The organism is Enterococcus sp. AMC1157, assembly GCF_058216555.1.
Genome location: NZ_CM177099.1, coordinates 160,038 through 176,039 on the forward strand (window position 1 = coordinate 160,038; position 16,002 = coordinate 176,039).

The window sequence follows — 16,002 nt, forward strand, 5'->3', positions numbered from 1 at the left end:
GTGACACGCCATTTTCTTGTTCTCATGTTGGAATCAACTTCTCTAACCAACACTCAAACGGAAGAAACAGTAAATAACGAAAGAATCGTTTGATTTGAAACACAGATTGTTTTGTGTTGGTTTCTACTTTAATAAGAAAGGTTAACAGTGCGGAAATCATGGTTAAAATCAACTGATTATGCACGCCCTGTTCACTTTGAGAAAAAAACGTTTTACTGGTCATGTGTTGTTTGATATGTTTGAAAAACAATTCAATTTGCCAACGCGCGTGATACATATCAGAGATTTCTTTTGAAGAGACGTCCATTCGATTGGTAATAAATTGAAATTCACGTCTACTTTTATCTTGAACAGTAACGAGTCGGAAATTGGCAGTCAGATAAGTCTTAGAACCCAAACGAACCAGTTCATCTCGTAGAATTTCTTTTTCTGGTGATGTTTCCAGTGTTTCTATCAAGTGAACATGGGTGTTCTTTTTGATACGTGTAACGAAGAAGTAGCCGTCCCCATGCATCTGATCCATCTTTTCAAAGTCCAAGTAGCCACGATCAAACACGTAGGTCGCTTCAGGTTTATTCACCAGCAAGGGCAGTTGATTGACATCATGTTCACGGGCATTGGTTAAGGTAAAATCAGTGGGATACATCGTGGCATCGTTCATATAACAGTAGTTTAAGTGTAACTTAACGCCTGATTTTGTTTGGCGAAAAGTCGCCCATTTGTGGCGATTGAGACTCAGAGAAAACGTACTGGAATCAATCAGATACAGACTATTTCGCTTAGTTGGTCTTGTCTGAGAGTGGATTTTTTCTAAAAGCTGTTGGAAGATTTCTTCTAACACGCTGGAATCAAGTGCATTGAACGCACGTGATAATTGCGTATGACTGATGGTGGTCACGTCGGTTTCTAGTTGAAGTGATTCGTTGATGAGAGACGTACTCAAGTCACGCAAACTCTCTTTTTCTTCATTAATTGCGTAGAGAAAAAGCTTCAACACCGCTTCAAAAGAGAGTTTTTTCCGATATGAATTGTAATTGACAATGAATTGTTTAGCAGAAACAGAAAGATTTTCTACATTTATGGCAGAAAACCATTTATTAAATGCCGAATTTGTTTTATACTTATCCATGAGTTAGTCCTTTTTATTGGTCTTGGATAAGTCATCCGAGTACTAGTATAAAGGATTTTTTTGTTTCATGGAACAGTACAATTTTTTATGCAACACTAGTGATAACAAGTATCAATTAAATTTGAAAAAGTTCTAACTAATGTCATTTTTAACATTAGTTAGAACTTTTTCTTTTGGAAATTTTTTATTAATAATAGACAGACTTTCAGAATTTTTCTTTAAACTGTACATTCTTCACACAAGCCAAAGATGGTAATGTCATGTCCTGTAATTTTGAAATGGTTTTCGGAAGCTAATTCGGGTAAAAATTTTTTAATCAGGCAACCGATGGGGATCATTTTTTGACAATTCGTACAAATCATAAAATGATTGTGACCAGAGTTCGCTAAGTAAAAATAAGCAGTGGATTCTACCATCGTTTTATTAATCATTTTTTCTTCCAATAATTTATCCATATTTCGATAAACAGTCGATAGATTCATCGTATCATCACCTACAAGTTGATAAATCATTTCCGCACTTAGCGCGTTGTCAGGTCGTTTTTCAAATAAATCAATAATGGCTTTTCTTTGCTTGGTCATTCTCATAAAATCGAACTCCTTTCTCTAAGAAAATATATGTATTAGTATAGCTAAAATGCGAATGATTTGCAATTAATCGTTGACGAAAGGGAATCATGTAGTTTAGAATACTTGCAAATGGTTCGCAATAACTATTTTGTTTTTTATATAACAGAAATAATTAATAGAAAGAAGAGGGATATAAGATGGCGTTAATACCAGTGACGATTTTAACTGGCTTTTTAGGGTCGGGAAAAACAACTTTGTTAAATCAATTATTGAAAACAAAGGGGCGAGAAAAAGTCATTATCATCATGAATGAATTTGGTGATACAAGCATAGATCATGATCTTGTCTTAATCGATGAAGACGAGCGAATATTTCAAATGAACAATGGCTGTATGTGTTGTATATTGCGTGAAGATCTAGCAGAAATGTTCTTAGGGATTATGTCGATAATAGAGGGTAGTCAGATTGATATAGATCGAGTGATTGTTGAAACAAGCGGTTTGGCAGAACCTAGCCCCATTGCGCAAACAATTTTAAGAACACCAGTTTTAAGTGAATCTTTTATGATTGATAGTATTTTAACTTTAGTAGATGCAAAAAATGCAACCTATCAATTAGATCACTACCCAGAAGCGGCAGAACAAATCGCATTTGCAGACCGGCTACTACTGACAAAAACAGATGAAGTACCAAAGGAAGAATTAAGTGAATTGCAGAAAAAATTAGCCAAAATTAATCCATTCATTGATAAGTATCCTCTTCAATCAACAGAAATCTTCAATGAACTAATTGGTTTGAATTTATTCGATCATGATCTAGACGATAATCAAATTGAAGCAGATATTGATCATATGATTGATAATCATCAGCATCACGATACTCATGACCATAACGAGCATCATCACCATCATGTGCATACTCCAGTGAACAGCTTTGTCATTCAAATAGACGAGAAGCTTGCACCAGATGATGTTGCTTTTTGGATTCAACGTTTGATCCGATTGTACGGCATGGATCTAATGCGTTACAAAGGGCTGTTAAATATTGAAGGTCATAAACGACCAGTCGTTCTTCAAGGTGTAAATATGGCTTTTCGATTAGATGAAGGAGAATCTTGGAAGGGAGAACCAACAACTAAAATTGTTTTGATTGGTCAAAATCTGCCAGAAGCTGAGATTCGTGCGTTGATTATTGGAAACCGAAGTTAGTCTTTACAAAGAATATCAAATCAATTCAATTCTTAAAAAAAGTAACGATTATCTAGTTTTGATCGAAAAATTCAGTCAATAGAAAGAGATGTATCTTATGGACAAGGAAAAACAGGCTTATTTAATGCCAATTACAATTGTATCAGGATATTTAGGTTCTGGAAAAACAAGTTTACTTTTGCATTTATTAAAATGTAAAGGAGATCTTCGATTGGGAATTATTGCTAATGATTAAGCAGAAATTAATGTTGATGCCAAAATTATTCAAAAATCTCCTTTTTTTACAGAAGAGGACCAATTAATTTCTCTTCAATCAGGTAGCATCAGTCGGTATTTGAGTGGCCAATTAATCGTGGCAGTGAATCAATTAACGAAATCTCAAGCTGTAGACTATATTCTGATTGAATCTTCAGGAATTGCACAACCGGATTTAATTGCTAAATCTATTGCTCGAGGTGAAACGATTCTCGGTGAAAAATTAAAAGAGTTCTGTCGTCTAGATACCTTGGTGAGTGTGGTAGATGCCTTTCGTTTATTGCAACAATTTACACCAGAGAATGGGCGCTTTAACATGGAATTTCAAAGCAGTAACCAAGTTATTATTAATCAGATCGAGTGTTGTGACGTTCTCTTATTCAACAAAATTGATTTGATTAGTCCGGAAGAGAAAAAATATTTACTATCTTTGATTCGACAAATTCAGCCACATGCAAAAATTGTAGAAAGTACTTTTTGCCAATTTCCAATCAGTCATGTGCTAAATACACATTTATTTGATGAAAAAACCAGTTTCAGACAAATTGCGTCTCATCTAGACAATTCCAGTCAAATCGAAAAAGAGTTAGCCATTCAAAGCTTTGTCTATTGTCGAAGAGAACCTTTTCATCCAGAACGTTTTGATGCTTGGTTAAATCGTTGGCCTAAAGAAATTATTCGTTGCAAGGGAGTTGTATGGTTTGTCACTCAGCCTAACAATGCTATTAAAATCTCACAATCAGGTAGGGCAATAGATACTAGTCATAGCGGGTATTGGATTGCATCTTTAAAACAATGGGAAGTTGAACAAATGATGAAAATCAGAAAAATCTACCAGAAATCTGGGATACAAATTACGGGGACCGTATGATTGAATTAGTTTTTATTGGAACAAATTTAAACCAGGGAAAACTGATTCAGGAGTTAGATACTTGCTTGATTACTAGTCAAGACACTATAGCAAATGTAAAAGATCCATTTGAGTTTAAAGAAGTGTAAAAAGAAAAATTTATTTTTTATTGTTGACAAGGTATTTAAAAACTGATAAATTGTACATTGTCTAAAACGTAATTATTACGATTTGTGTTTTTTAAATAAAGAAAGGGCGATTAAATGGCTAAAAAATCGAAAATAGAAAAAGCTCGTAAACAACGAGAATTGATTGAAAAATATGCAGACTTGCGTAGAGAATTAAAAAAAGCTGGTGACTACAAAGCCTTAGCTAAGTTACCTAAAGACTCTCATCCGAACAGATACAACAATCGAGATTTGATTGACGGAAGACCGAGAGCCTACATGAGAAAATTCGGCATGTCCCGAATTAATTTCAGAAAGCTTGCACACAAGGGACAAATTCCTGGTGTAAAAAAAGCAAGTTGGTAAAACTTTAAGAATAGGAGAGAAGATAATGGCAGTTCCAGCACGAAAAACTTCAAAAGCAAAAAAGAATTTAAGACGTACACATCAAAAAGTAAGCAAACCCGAGATATCTTATGATGAAACTATTGGTGAATATCGCCGTAGTCATCGTGTATCTTTGAATGGTTATTACAAAGGAAAAAAAGTAATCGATTAAGAGGTGAAAGCTATGAATATTATTTATCCACCCCTAGTTGAACAGAGTATTCAATTTCATTTTCCAGAACATCAATCGACAGAACTACCAAAAGCGGAGATGTATCGAATGATGGTGGAAAGAGGGATTATTACAGAAAATGGCATGCCTACCGAATACGCTTTAGAAAATGGATTAGTTAAAGATTATTATGAAGAAGAGAATCTCAGCTTCGAAGAATTTTTGATGATTTATCCTTATTTTGAGCGATATGATGCGGATTTATTTCAGAACATTGATGGTTTCTGGGAAATGCCACTAAGAATAAAAGAAGAAATTTTACAAGAGTTGTCCTCTGGTAATTTAGATTATGATGAAAAAATGCAAGTAGAGGAATATTTAGCAGATCGTTAATTTTCCTATTACTCGTTAAAGGAGAGCATGAACATGAGACAAAATATTATCTTGGAATGTGTAGAAACCAAAGAACGAATTTATCTAACTAGTAAAAATAAACGAAATACTCCAGATCGTTTGGAGTTGATGAAATACTCACCGAAATTAAAAAGAAAAGCACTTTTTAGAGAAACAAAATAAGTAAACGAAGCAAGAAAAACTCCTTATTTCGAGAATTTCTTGCTTGTTTGTTTTAGGATTTACAAGCCATCTAGGCCACCAGCACCACCATCATGTCCGCCAACTAAATGACTTCTGGCAACACTTCTTGCACCTTCTAATTTACTGGTCGCATGAATAATCGAAGTAAAGCCATATTTTTCTCGAATAAGGTCAATAATTTGATCCAATCTTTCATTAGATTCTATTTTATTCGGATCTTCAAAGAGGGTTAGTTGTCGATTTCTGGTATAAACCAACTTTGAATAACTGATGCCAACATGGCGAATGGCTTGACCTTGATAATATTTATCGAAAAGGTAAAGGCAATAACGTTTTAATTCTTTCGTCTGGTTTGTTGCATCAATTTTCATCTGGTGAGAAAAACTTTTGTCTTTTTCACCATAAGCGGAACCAATATAAAGACTGACACATTGAGTGAGACAACCATGTCTGCGAATCCTTGCTGCAACTTGTTCGGCCATTTCCCCTACAACTATTCTGATTTCATGAACATCTGTATAATTTTTGGGTAAAACTTGACTGTTACCATAAGATTTTTCTTTAGGAACGGGAGAAGTTTCCGATAGAATAGTTCGATCGATACCATTTGCATGATAATTCAATTGCTCACCAATCACACCAAATCGCTGAGCAAGTAAATCAGGATCTGCATGAGCCAATTGGTAAATAGTATCGATACCTAGTTTATATAGTCGTTTTTGTGTTCGGTATCCAATCCCCCAGAAATCAGTCATCACTGGAATTTTCCAAACAGTATCAGCAATAGTATCATAAGTCCATTCAGCCTTAAATTTGTGTTGGTAATTATGTTTTGCAGCATTATCTAAAGCTAATTTGGCAAGAAGAGGATTATCTCTAATTCCTACGGTTAAAACAAGTCCCAGTTCTTCATGTACTGTTTTTTGAATCAAAGAAGATATCTAATAACGTTTTTGTTGTATAGTTAATCTTGGATCAGGAAAAAATAAGTTGAGTGATGCCGTGACATCTAGGATTGCTTCATCAATGGAGTAAATCAATAAATCTTCCTCTGCAACAAAACGACTAAAAATTTCGATGATTTGCATATTTTTTTCAATATAATAGCTCATACGCTGAGGTACTTTGTGGAGTTCTGGATGATTAGGTACATTATCTGATCGGGTAACATTTGAAACACCAAGAACTTCTTTGGCTTTAGGTGACGCTGCTAAAATCAAGCCATTACCAGTATTATCACTACTACTCATGACTACCAGCATTGTCTCTAAAGGATCAAGTCCAAGCGCCACACACTCGACAGTAGCATAGAAGCTTTTTACATCGATAAAAAAGAATATCTCGCCTAGGCTCATGAGTGTAATCTATTTTTGGTATGGGGATTCACCTAATTTCTATTAATGTATTAAAATTTCTTAAAACCGAAATTTTAGTCTAGTTGAAATTTCGGATACCATCCTACTAGCTTGGAGTTCCTAGTGCTACTTCGATTTAGAGTATTCAAATTTTCAAAATCAAAAATTTGAGTCCTATTCTCTCCACGCATACCATCTCACTAGTTTGAAGTTCCTAGTAAGTGAGACTGGCAAAGTAGGAGTGGCAACCTCGTTCGTAATAAAGTATTTAAATTTCTCAAAGTTGCAATCTTACTCTGACAAATCTGTAAAATATTTTACCTGCCATTTTTGAGTAGCGAGAGCAGTTTTATTTAGTTGAGAACACCATGTTGGATAAAAGCGCATAGCCATTTTGCCTTTTGTATGTTGACTAGTGAGTATATTTTTCTTGATGGCAATGTCTTTTGGTATTAGAAAAATACCTTTTCGATTTTCATCATGGATTACAATAGCTAATAGTTCTGGAGAAGTTACATCAGTATAGGGAACATTTTGATATTGCTTATTTTTCATCCAAAATACAGTAAAATATCCAGCTTTCTTTGAAGTTTTTTTGGCGAGTCTTGATCGAATGAATTGATTGGAATCTACTGTTTTTATCAGAATCCCTTCATAATCAGAATTCCATCGTTCTTCTTTTAATACTTTAAATTCACCGAATGTTTTTTTTAAAATATCAAATGACAGCATATAATTGTGTTCTCCTTCGTAAATATAGTTACATTATACGAACTAATGTTCTTGTTTGTAAAGCGTTAATTTTTTGTAACCGTTTCATTTGGATGGAAGTCTCTGTCATGATACACTGAATATGTAAGATATAATTTGTAGGAGGGTATGTTTATGGCGAAAATTGGAAAAGAATTGTTGGATCAACTTACTTCTGAAGGTGTCAAAGGACCGTTTCTCACGATTATGTTAAACACTCATGTGGCACATCAGGATATTGAAAAAGATCAATTGAAGTTTAAAAACTTTGCGAAAGAAGCAAAGAAAAGATTTGAAAAAAAATATCCTGATCAAGACTGGTCAAATTTTCAAGACAAAATTGACACATTATTGAGTGATCGAGATTTCTGGCGCAGTGCAACAACGAGTGTGGCGGTAATTTTAACAGACAAGGAAACTTATATTCATCGATTGAGTATTCGTGTCGATGATCAATACTATGTAGGGGATACTCCTTATTTACTTGCGATTATCAAAAATGCCCAATTTAACTATGATTACTATTTATTAGGTTTAAATCGGGACTCTCTAAAGCTATATGTAATGTACAATAAAAAAGTATCTGAAGTACCATTGCCAGATGATGCACCAACAGATATCAAAATTGCTTTAGGAGAAGAAATCACAGGTGGAAATCTGAATTTTCGTGCGCAAGGTTCAAATGGTGGACGAGATTCTGTAGCCTACCATGGTGTGAGTGCAAAAGATGAAGAAGTAGAAATCGATTGGATCAACTATTACCAAGCAGTGGATAGTTATCTGAAAGATGAGTTTCCAAATGAAGAAAAATTACCGATTTATCTGTATGCTTTACCAGAAAACCAAACGATGTTTAAGAAAGTTGCGAAAAACCCAAGTGTCGATAGCCAATTTGCAGTCTCTGCTTCACCTTCACAATTATCGACTAGTCAAATTGAAAAAAGCGTCAATCAACTTGATGAACAACTAGCAGCAAAAGAAGTAGAAAATTATCAAAAATTAATTGAACGAAAACATTTTGATCAATTAGCTGATATCAAACAAGCTGCGTCATCAGGTCGAATTTCCGATTTGTTTATTTCCACTTCTAATTTGATTGATGGTTTTGGTGAAAATCCTGAAACTGAGTATGATTGGAGACAAGTTTTAAACACATTGGCAGACGATACGATTCGCAATGGTGGTACGGTATATGTATTGGATCAAGACGATGCACCAGGACAAAAAGAATTAGTAGCCATTTTACGGTATTAAGCGATTTTGATTTTGGACAAGGACCTGCTTTTTCTTAAAAAAGTTTGATAAATAGTACACTTAATAGTCAGATAAAAAATGATAAGCTTTCAAGTCATTCGTGCGTAAAGAATAGACATTCTGAGAAATCAATCTTAATCTATTTACAAGAGTTTCAAACATTTCGAAGTTCAAACGTTGTGTAAGAAAGTGATTAAAACTGGAAGAACAAAACGTAGAAAGTCATTGGTCGTTTTCCAAAGAGCTGAATGAATTACACTGACTTAGTGCGATTAGTGCGATTAGCGCTTAGTCAGCGTTTGAACGTCAGCAGCCAAAGAGACTCTGTAAAGAGGCTCGTGGCGGTCTGACATGACCAATGAGCTTTTGGAGTTTTGTTCTGGAGGTTTCAAGGTTGATTTAGCTTTGACTGTAAATAGTGATAGCTAAATAACAGATTCTTTTTAAATAAACATAAAAAAAGTAGCTATTTTTTATTTACCTGTGCTATAATATATTTGTAGTTTTTGTACGGTAAATTATGGTAGTTTGTTTCATTTAAAAACATCTTCCAAATTTTCACCTAACAAGTAATTGCAAAATATGTGTGAATACACAAGGAGGATTTTTTAACATGGAAACAGGTACAGTAAAATGGTTTAACGCAGACAAAGGTTTTGGATTTATCACTGCAGAAAATGGAAACGACGTATTCGTTCACTTTTCAGCTATCCAAACTGATGGTTTCAAAACATTAGAAGAAGGCCAAACAGTAACTTTTGATATCGAAGAAGGTCAACGTGGCCCTCAAGCTACTAACGTTGCTAAAGCTTAATTCTATATGATTAGTCAAGACGAAGCATTGTGCTTCGTCTTTTTTTGTGCACTAAACTTTATAAGAAACGTTTTTCTTAAAAAGATCTTTGATAGTTTTTACTAAGCTAGTCGAATTTCCTTGGTTTGTAGTATAATAGAAAAAGCGGATCAAGGAGGGATAAAATTGAAAACCACCACCTATGCAATTGTAGATATTGAGACAACAGGGACGGATCCGAAAGTCGATCGAATTATTCAGTTTGGCTGTGTTTTAGTAGAAAATAGTGAAATCGTTGGACGTTTTTCTGCTGATATTAATCCAGGGCAACCAATTTCGAAACAAATTCAAAGTTTGACTAAAATTTCTAATAAGCGTGTGAAGAAAGCACCTTTTTTTGAAGATATTGCGATCACTATTTTTAATCTGTTGGAAGATACGGTTTTTGTTGCTCATAATATTCATTTTGACTACAATTTTTTAAATCATGAATTACAACGCTGTGGTATGCCTCCTTTAACCATTCCCGGTGTGGATACAGTCGAGTTAGCACAGATTTTTTTACCGACAGAAATTAGTTTTCGATTGGGAGATTTGGCAGAAAGTCTAGATCTTTCTCATGATAATCCTCATCAAGCGGATAGTGATGCTGAAGTGACAGCGGAATTATTAATTTATATCGAAAAGGTTATGAAAAAGTTACCATTAATTACTGTCGAACAAATAGCTAAGTTAAGTGAAGCAACCAGTCGTCAAACAGGAGAATATATCCAAAAAATTCTTCAAGAAATGCAAGAAAGTCCAGAAAGGCTAAATCCTGAGATAGCAGTGATTGATGGGATTGCCTTAAGAAAAAAAGAAGTACAGTTATTTGAAGAACAACAATTTGCCAAAGCGTTTCCGGTAAGTAAAAAAGAAAAAATAACTCTTTATCAAGAAAAACTAACTTATCGTAAAGAACAAGGCAAATTAATGAATAGTATTTATCGACATTTTGCTGAAGAAGGACCTAAGGATTTGTTGATGGAGGCCTCTACAGGTATGGGAAAAACCATCGGCTATCTTTTACCGGCTCACTATCTAGCAACACCAGAAGAGCCAGTCATTATTAGTACCGTATCTATTTTGTTGCAACAACAGTTGATGAATCAAGATATCCCTTTGCTTAACACAATTTTAGAACAACCGATTCAAGCAACAATTGTTAAAAGCAAACGACACTATATTGATTTGCAACGATTTAAAGCGACATTGACCGTACCTTTAAAACAAAAGCAATACGCGATGTATCAAATGGGTATCTTAGTCTGGTTAACCCAAACGACAACAGGAGATTTTGCGGAACTTAATTTGATTCGTTTGAATCATACTTTGTTTCAAGAAATACAACATCGTGGAATTGAATACTTATCAACGAAGCAAGCCTTTTATCAGGAAGATTTTTTACGCCATCTTCATGCAAAGATGAAACAAAGTAATGTTTTGATTGTGAATCATGCCTTATTGGCACAAGAAACACAGCGAAAAGAGCAGCTAATTCCTAATAGTCGTTACTTGATTATTGATGAAGCCCATCATTTGCCTGATACTTTGGAAAAAGTGTCTAATCTATTTGTAGATACCGCTTCTTTTGAGAAAAAATTAGGACAATTCCAAGACTCGGGTCAATTTTTTGATTTGATTGAGATGTTATTAGATAACAATGAAGAATTGTTACGGATATTTCAATTATACCGACAAGAATTAAGAGCAATTATTGATGTACAGGAAGATATTTTTGCGGAATGGACAGCTAATTGGCCAGTTAAAGAAGAAAAAATTGTGACCGAAACAGAGCGCCAAGCAGTTAGTTTAAGTACCGAAAAAAATATTCAACGTTTATTGCTTTATTATGAAGAGGTTTTGCAATTACAGGAAGAGTTATTACCAGGAATGACCCAAATCAGTGATGCGTGGCTTAATCGTCAACAGATTCTTTTTGGTCAATTGATTTCTTTTTTTGAAGAAATGTCTAAACAAGCAACAATCATTCAATGCTGGTTTAATGACTGGTCGAAAAACTATGTGCATTTTATTTTTCCTTATGGGAATCGAATGACAGCAAAAATTCAGCTCGTTGATTTTGATGCAGCTCTTTTACCTAATACTCGTTGGTATGACCGATATGAAAAAATCTTATATCTTGGAGGAACATTAAGAGTTTCTGGTAATCGCCAGTATTTTGCCAATCGCTTAGGAATTCCAGAAGCATCGTTAAAAGTGATTCCTTCTGTATATGATTATGAAAAACAAGCACAACTTTTTGTTCTAGATACTGATATTGTTCCTAAAGAGTTATCTGTACCAGAATATGTTTATTTTTTAACTCGTCAATTAACGATTTTATTAAAAGACACGAATCAACCGGTATTGGTTTTATTTACTTCCCATGATATTTTGCAAAGAGTCTATGAACGAATGCATATGCACTTTTTAGAACATGGACGTGAAATTATCGCCCAAGGTATTGGAGGGAGTCGAGAGAAGCTTTTAAAACGATTCATGCAATCGAAGAACAGTATTTTATTTGGAGCAGATAGTTTTTGGGAAGGGGTAGATTTGCCAGGTGATGCCTTGCAGTTGTTAATTGTAACAAGATTGCCTTTTGAAAATCCTGAACGCTTATTGGTCCAAGCTAGATATGACTACTTAAAAGAAGCCGGTATGAATCCATTTATGGAAGAAACACTTCCTAAAGCAGCTTTAAAACTAAGACAAGGTTTAGGACGTTTAATTCGTTCTGAAGAGGATAAGGGAACGATGGTCATTTTAGACTCTCGGATTGTGCGTACGAAATATGGAAAAAAAATCGCCCGTGCGCTCCCTAAGGAATTACCAATAATCGAAGCATCTATAGAAGAAATAAAAGAAGCTACCTTAAATTTTATCGAAAAACAAGAAAATGAATAAAAAATAGTACAGATTCCTAAAAAGTTTTTGTATAATAAAAGCTAGTTATGAAAGGAGTGTAAGACTTGGACAAAAGCGAAAAAAGAGAAAAAAAATTAGCGATTACTGCTTTGACGGCAGCTACCGTTATGTTAAGTATTATTCTTTTTTCATCAATTTTTTACATTCGATCTTCTCGCCCTTTGAGACAAGCGAAGGCCGAGGCGACACAATTGGCACAAGAATACGTTGACATGGAAGAAATTGATTCTTTTTATTGGTTTACTCGTGAGGAAACGTATTTTACTGTTTTTGGGGAAGATGCAGACAGTCAAGAGCTAATTGCAGTGATTCCAAAATCTGGTGAACAGATTACCGTACTTAATCAAAATGAGGGGATTTCAGAGGCGGACGTAAAAAGCATCATTCGCTCAGAATATTCTGATGAAGAAATTGAGAAAGTTAGTTTCGGTCTATTTGATAATCAAGCAGTTTGGGAAGTAATGACTGGCGGTGCTTCTGGAAATACTTACTACTTGGTAACATTTAAAGAAGGCGAAATAATAAAAGTGATTGAAAATATTTAAGTAGTGGAAGGGTGAATGGTATGAAATTATCGAAACGTATGGAAACATTAGAACCATCAGTAACTCTTATGGCATCAGCGAAAGCCAAAGAACTTAAAAGTCAGGGAGTAGATGTTTTAAGTGTGACTTTGGGAGAACCAGACTTTCCAACACCAAAACACATTCAAAAAGCAGCAATCGAAGCGATTGAATCAGGAAAGGCAAGCTTTTATACACCAACGTCAGGTATTCCTGAATTACGCCAAGCAATTATTTCTTATATAAAGGAATTTTATGGACTTACTTATGATATTTCACAAACTTTGGTCACTGATGGAGCAAAATTTGCATTGTATGCTTTATTTCAAGCTCTTTTAGACGAAGGTGATGAAGTGATTATCCCTACACCTTATTGGGTTAGTTATGGTGAACAAGTGAAACTTGCAGATGGGACACCTGTCTTTGTACAAGCCAAAGATGAAAATCAGTTCAAAGTGACCGTCGAGCAATTGGAAGCAGCACGTACAGAAAATTCGAAAGCTGTGATTATCAATTCTCCTTCTAATCCAACTGGGATGATTTATACGTATGAGGAATTAAAAGAAATCGGTGAATGGGCAGTTACACATGATTTATTAATTATTGCAGATGATATTTATGGACGTTTAGTTTATGGAGACAATCAATTCACACCGATTGCGACAATTTCTGAAGAGATTTGCAAACAAACGTTGATTATTAATGGAGTCTCAAAATCTTATTCTATGACAGGTTGGCGAATTGGGTTTGCTGTAGGAGATAAAGACTTAATTAAAGCGATGACAGATATCGCCTCACAAGCGACTAGTAATCCGACAGCTGTCAGTCAATATGCTGCGGTTGAAGCATTAATAGGAAATCAATCTCCAGTAGAAGAAATGCGCCAAGCTTTTGAAGAACGATTAAATAAATTATATCCTTTAGTATTAGAAATTCCGGGAGTAAAATTAACAAAACCTCAAGGAGCCTTTTATCTATTTCCAAATGTAAAAGGAACAATGGAATTATGTGGCTATACAGATGTAACTGCGTTTACTGATGACTTATTAAAAGAAGCTCATGTAGCGCTAGTTACTGGTGCTGGTTTTGGTGCAGAAGAAAACATTCGAATGAGTTACGCTTCAGATTGGGTAACTTTAGAAGAAACCGTTAATCGAATCAAAGCTTTTGTTGAAAAGAAACGCAGAAAGTAATACACTTTGATAGTATGTAAAAAAGAATGGAGAGACACAAGTGGAACAAATTCAAATTATTGATGCAAAAAATCACGTAGGCGAAACAGTCAAAATTGGTGCTTGGGTAGCTAACAAGCGTTCAAGTGGGAAAATCGCATTTTTACAATTAAGAGATGGTTCAGCGAACTTTCAAGGAATTGTTGTAAAAAATGAAGTAGGAGAAGAAATTTTCCAAGAAGCAAAAAACTTAACTCAAGAAACATCAATTTGGGTAACAGGTGAAATTCGTGAAGACAGCCGTTCTAAATTTGGTTACGAAATTGGCGTAACTGGGATTGAAGTGATTGCTGAAAGTCATGATTATCCAATTACACCTAAAGAGCATGGAACTGAATTCTTGATGGATCACCGTCATTTATGGTTGCGTTCGTCTAGACAACATGCAGTGATGCAAATTCGTAATGAAATTATTCGTGCGACGTATGAATTTTTCAATGACCGTCATTTTATCAAAATTGATCCACCAATTCTAACTGGTTCAGCACCAGAAGGAACAACTGACTTATTTGAAACGAATTATTTTGACCAAAAAGCATACCTATCTCAATCAGGTCAATTATATATGGAAGCTGCGGCGATGGCTTTTGGTAAAGTATTCTCATTCGGTCCAACTTTCCGTGCTGAAAAATCTAAGACACGCCGTCATTTAATCGAGTTTTGGATGATTGAACCTGAAATGGCTTTTGTTCATCAAGAAGAAAGTTTAGAAGTTCAAGAACAATATGTGGCTTTCTTAGTACAAAATGTTTTAGATAATTGCGAAATGGCTTTGGATACATTAGGTCGTGACCGTGAAGTATTAGAAAAATATACAAAATTACCTTATCCACGTATTTCTTACGACGATGCGATTGAATTATTGAAGAAAAATGGCATTGATGACATTGAGTGGGGCGATGACTTTGGTTCGCCACACGAAACGTTTATCGCAAATTCATACGATCAACCAGTATTCATCTTAAATTATCCTAAAGCGATTAAACCTTTCTACATGAAAAAACATCCTACTCGTGAAGATGTGGTAATTTGTGCGGATATGATTGCACCAGAAGGATATGGAGAAATCATCGGTGGATCTGAGCGTAATGTCGATTATGCTGATCTATTAGAAGAAGTAAAAGCACATGGTTTAAATCCTGAAGAGTATTCATGGTATTTAGATTTACGTAAATATGGTTCTGTGCCACATTCTGGATTTGGTTTAGGTTTAGAACGTACAGTTACTTGGTTATCAGGTATCGAACACGTTCGTGAAGCAAGCCCGTTCCCTCGTTTATTAAATCGTATTTATCCATAATAGTTAAAAGCAATCTTTTTTAAATGAAAAGATTGCTTTTTTTGCTCAAATGACTTGTATGTTTTCGAAATACGTGTTATGTATATAGTGTGACATCTATTAATTAAGCATGATTATTAAACGATCTTTAAGGGGGAGTTATCATGATTCAAATGGAGGATTTTAAAGTAGGGGAACGGTTTGAAGTGCAACCTAGAAACTTCCATCGTAGGTTTGTCGGCAAGGTTCTTAGTGTTCGTGGAGCAGCAATTTTATTTGAAATAGAGAGTTATGACAGGTGCGATCAAGATAAGGTAAAAGAGGATCGCTTAGTCGAGGTAGAAGAATTAGATGTGAAACATCATTTAGATGGACGATGTTTCTTTAGTTAAACAGATAAGAGAGAGCTATTAGAAAAGAAATTTTCTAAGGCTTTCTTTTTTCTATTAGGTTGTAATCACTAGCGGATAAT

Annotated in this window: 17 protein-coding genes and 2 pseudogenes; 15 read left to right on the forward strand and 4 right to left on the reverse strand. The window is 34.8% G+C overall.

Annotated elements, in window-relative coordinates:
- Nucleotides 1-22 precede the first annotated feature (22 nt).
- Together AC4BBX_RS00815 and AC4BBX_RS00820 are read right to left on the reverse strand one after the other, a co-directional pair.
- Nucleotides 23-1,129, reverse strand: a complete 1,107-nt coding sequence (locus AC4BBX_RS00815) for an IS4 family transposase (RefSeq protein ID WP_490454590.1) — start codon at nt 1,127-1,129, stop codon at nt 23-25.
- Between the two features lie 218 nt (nt 1,130-1,347).
- Complete coding sequence (locus AC4BBX_RS00820; protein ID WP_490454591.1) at nt 1,348-1,716, reverse strand: Fur family transcriptional regulator; 369 nt, start codon at nt 1,714-1,716, stop codon at nt 1,348-1,350.
- Nucleotides 1,717-1,895: 179 nt separating this feature from the next.
- On the opposite strand from AC4BBX_RS00820, the gene AC4BBX_RS00825 reads away from it, so the two are divergent.
- The 8 genes and pseudogenes from AC4BBX_RS00825 to rpmG all read left to right on the forward strand — a co-directional run bounded on the left by AC4BBX_RS00825 (nt 1,896) and on the right by rpmG (nt 5,313).
- On the forward strand, nt 1,896-2,906 hold the full coding sequence (locus tag AC4BBX_RS00825; protein ID WP_490454592.1) for a CobW family GTP-binding protein: 1,011 nt from the start codon (nt 1,896-1,898) through the stop codon (nt 2,904-2,906).
- A gap of 124 nt (nt 2,907-3,030) precedes the next feature.
- A pseudogene (locus AC4BBX_RS00830) lies at nt 3,031-3,615 on the forward strand (CobW family GTP-binding protein); the annotation flags it as partial.
- A 45-nt stretch (nt 3,616-3,660) separates the two neighbouring features.
- Nucleotides 3,661-4,032, forward strand: coding sequence for a GTP-binding protein (locus AC4BBX_RS00835; RefSeq protein ID WP_490455733.1), 372 nt, complete (start codon nt 3,661-3,663; stop codon nt 4,030-4,032).
- Entirely contained in the window at nt 4,029-4,160 is a 132-nt protein-coding gene (locus AC4BBX_RS00840; protein ID WP_490454593.1) for a hypothetical protein, read from the forward strand. Before AC4BBX_RS00835 ends, AC4BBX_RS00840 begins: the two co-directional genes overlap by 4 nt.
- A 114-nt stretch (nt 4,161-4,274) precedes the next feature.
- Nucleotides 4,275-4,544, forward strand: coding sequence for a 30S ribosomal protein S14 (gene rpsN / locus AC4BBX_RS00845; RefSeq protein WP_490454594.1), 270 nt, complete (start codon nt 4,275-4,277; stop codon nt 4,542-4,544).
- Between the two features lie 25 nt (nt 4,545-4,569).
- Nucleotides 4,570-4,737 (forward strand): 50S ribosomal protein L32, encoded by a 168-nt coding sequence (gene rpmF / locus AC4BBX_RS00850; RefSeq protein WP_490454595.1) that lies wholly within the window; start codon nt 4,570-4,572, stop codon nt 4,735-4,737.
- Between the two features lie 12 nt (nt 4,738-4,749).
- Nucleotides 4,750-5,130 (forward strand): hypothetical protein, encoded by a 381-nt coding sequence (locus AC4BBX_RS00855; RefSeq protein ID WP_490454596.1) that lies wholly within the window; start codon nt 4,750-4,752, stop codon nt 5,128-5,130.
- Nucleotides 5,131-5,163: 33 nt separating this feature from the next.
- Nucleotides 5,164-5,313 (forward strand): 50S ribosomal protein L33, encoded by a 150-nt coding sequence (gene rpmG, locus AC4BBX_RS00860; protein ID WP_490454597.1) that lies wholly within the window; start codon nt 5,164-5,166, stop codon nt 5,311-5,313.
- A gap of 59 nt (nt 5,314-5,372) precedes the next feature.
- On the opposite strand, the pseudogene AC4BBX_RS00865 reads toward rpmG, so the two are convergent.
- Both AC4BBX_RS00865 and AC4BBX_RS00870 read right to left on the reverse strand, forming a co-directional pair.
- Nucleotides 5,373-6,711, reverse strand: a pseudogene (locus AC4BBX_RS00865) (Y-family DNA polymerase).
- A gap of 269 nt (nt 6,712-6,980) precedes the next feature.
- Complete coding sequence (locus tag AC4BBX_RS00870; protein ID WP_490454598.1) at nt 6,981-7,421, reverse strand: MepB family protein; 441 nt, start codon at nt 7,419-7,421, stop codon at nt 6,981-6,983.
- A gap of 153 nt (nt 7,422-7,574) precedes the next feature.
- Here AC4BBX_RS00870 and AC4BBX_RS00875 point away from each other — a divergent pair, with 153 nt between their 5' ends.
- The 7 genes from AC4BBX_RS00875 to AC4BBX_RS00905 all read left to right on the forward strand — a co-directional run bounded on the left by AC4BBX_RS00875 (nt 7,575) and on the right by AC4BBX_RS00905 (nt 15,922).
- Nucleotides 7,575-8,693 (forward strand): baeRF6 domain-containing protein, encoded by a 1,119-nt coding sequence (locus AC4BBX_RS00875; protein WP_490454599.1) that lies wholly within the window; start codon nt 7,575-7,577, stop codon nt 8,691-8,693.
- A gap of 613 nt (nt 8,694-9,306) precedes the next feature.
- Complete coding sequence (locus tag AC4BBX_RS00880; protein ID WP_490454600.1) at nt 9,307-9,507, forward strand: cold-shock protein; 201 nt, start codon at nt 9,307-9,309, stop codon at nt 9,505-9,507.
- A gap of 165 nt (nt 9,508-9,672) precedes the next feature.
- Entirely contained in the window at nt 9,673-12,435 is a 2,763-nt protein-coding gene (locus AC4BBX_RS00885) for a helicase C-terminal domain-containing protein (RefSeq protein ID WP_490454601.1), read from the forward strand.
- Between the two features lie 65 nt (nt 12,436-12,500).
- Nucleotides 12,501-13,001, forward strand: coding sequence for a cell wall elongation regulator TseB-like domain-containing protein (locus tag AC4BBX_RS00890; RefSeq protein ID WP_490454602.1), 501 nt, complete (start codon nt 12,501-12,503; stop codon nt 12,999-13,001).
- A 20-nt stretch (nt 13,002-13,021) separates the two neighbouring features.
- Nucleotides 13,022-14,212 (forward strand): pyridoxal phosphate-dependent aminotransferase, encoded by a 1,191-nt coding sequence (locus AC4BBX_RS00895; protein ID WP_490454603.1) that lies wholly within the window; start codon nt 13,022-13,024, stop codon nt 14,210-14,212.
- Between the two features lie 40 nt (nt 14,213-14,252).
- Nucleotides 14,253-15,551, forward strand: coding sequence for an asparagine--tRNA ligase (gene asnS, locus AC4BBX_RS00900; RefSeq protein WP_490454604.1), 1,299 nt, complete (start codon nt 14,253-14,255; stop codon nt 15,549-15,551).
- Between the two features lie 143 nt (nt 15,552-15,694).
- Nucleotides 15,695-15,922 carry a hypothetical protein gene (locus AC4BBX_RS00905; protein WP_490454605.1) on the forward strand — a complete coding sequence of 76 codons (228 nt, stop codon included), beginning with the start codon at nt 15,695-15,697 and terminating at the stop codon, nt 15,920-15,922.
- Nucleotides 15,923-16,002: the final 80 nt, after the last annotated feature.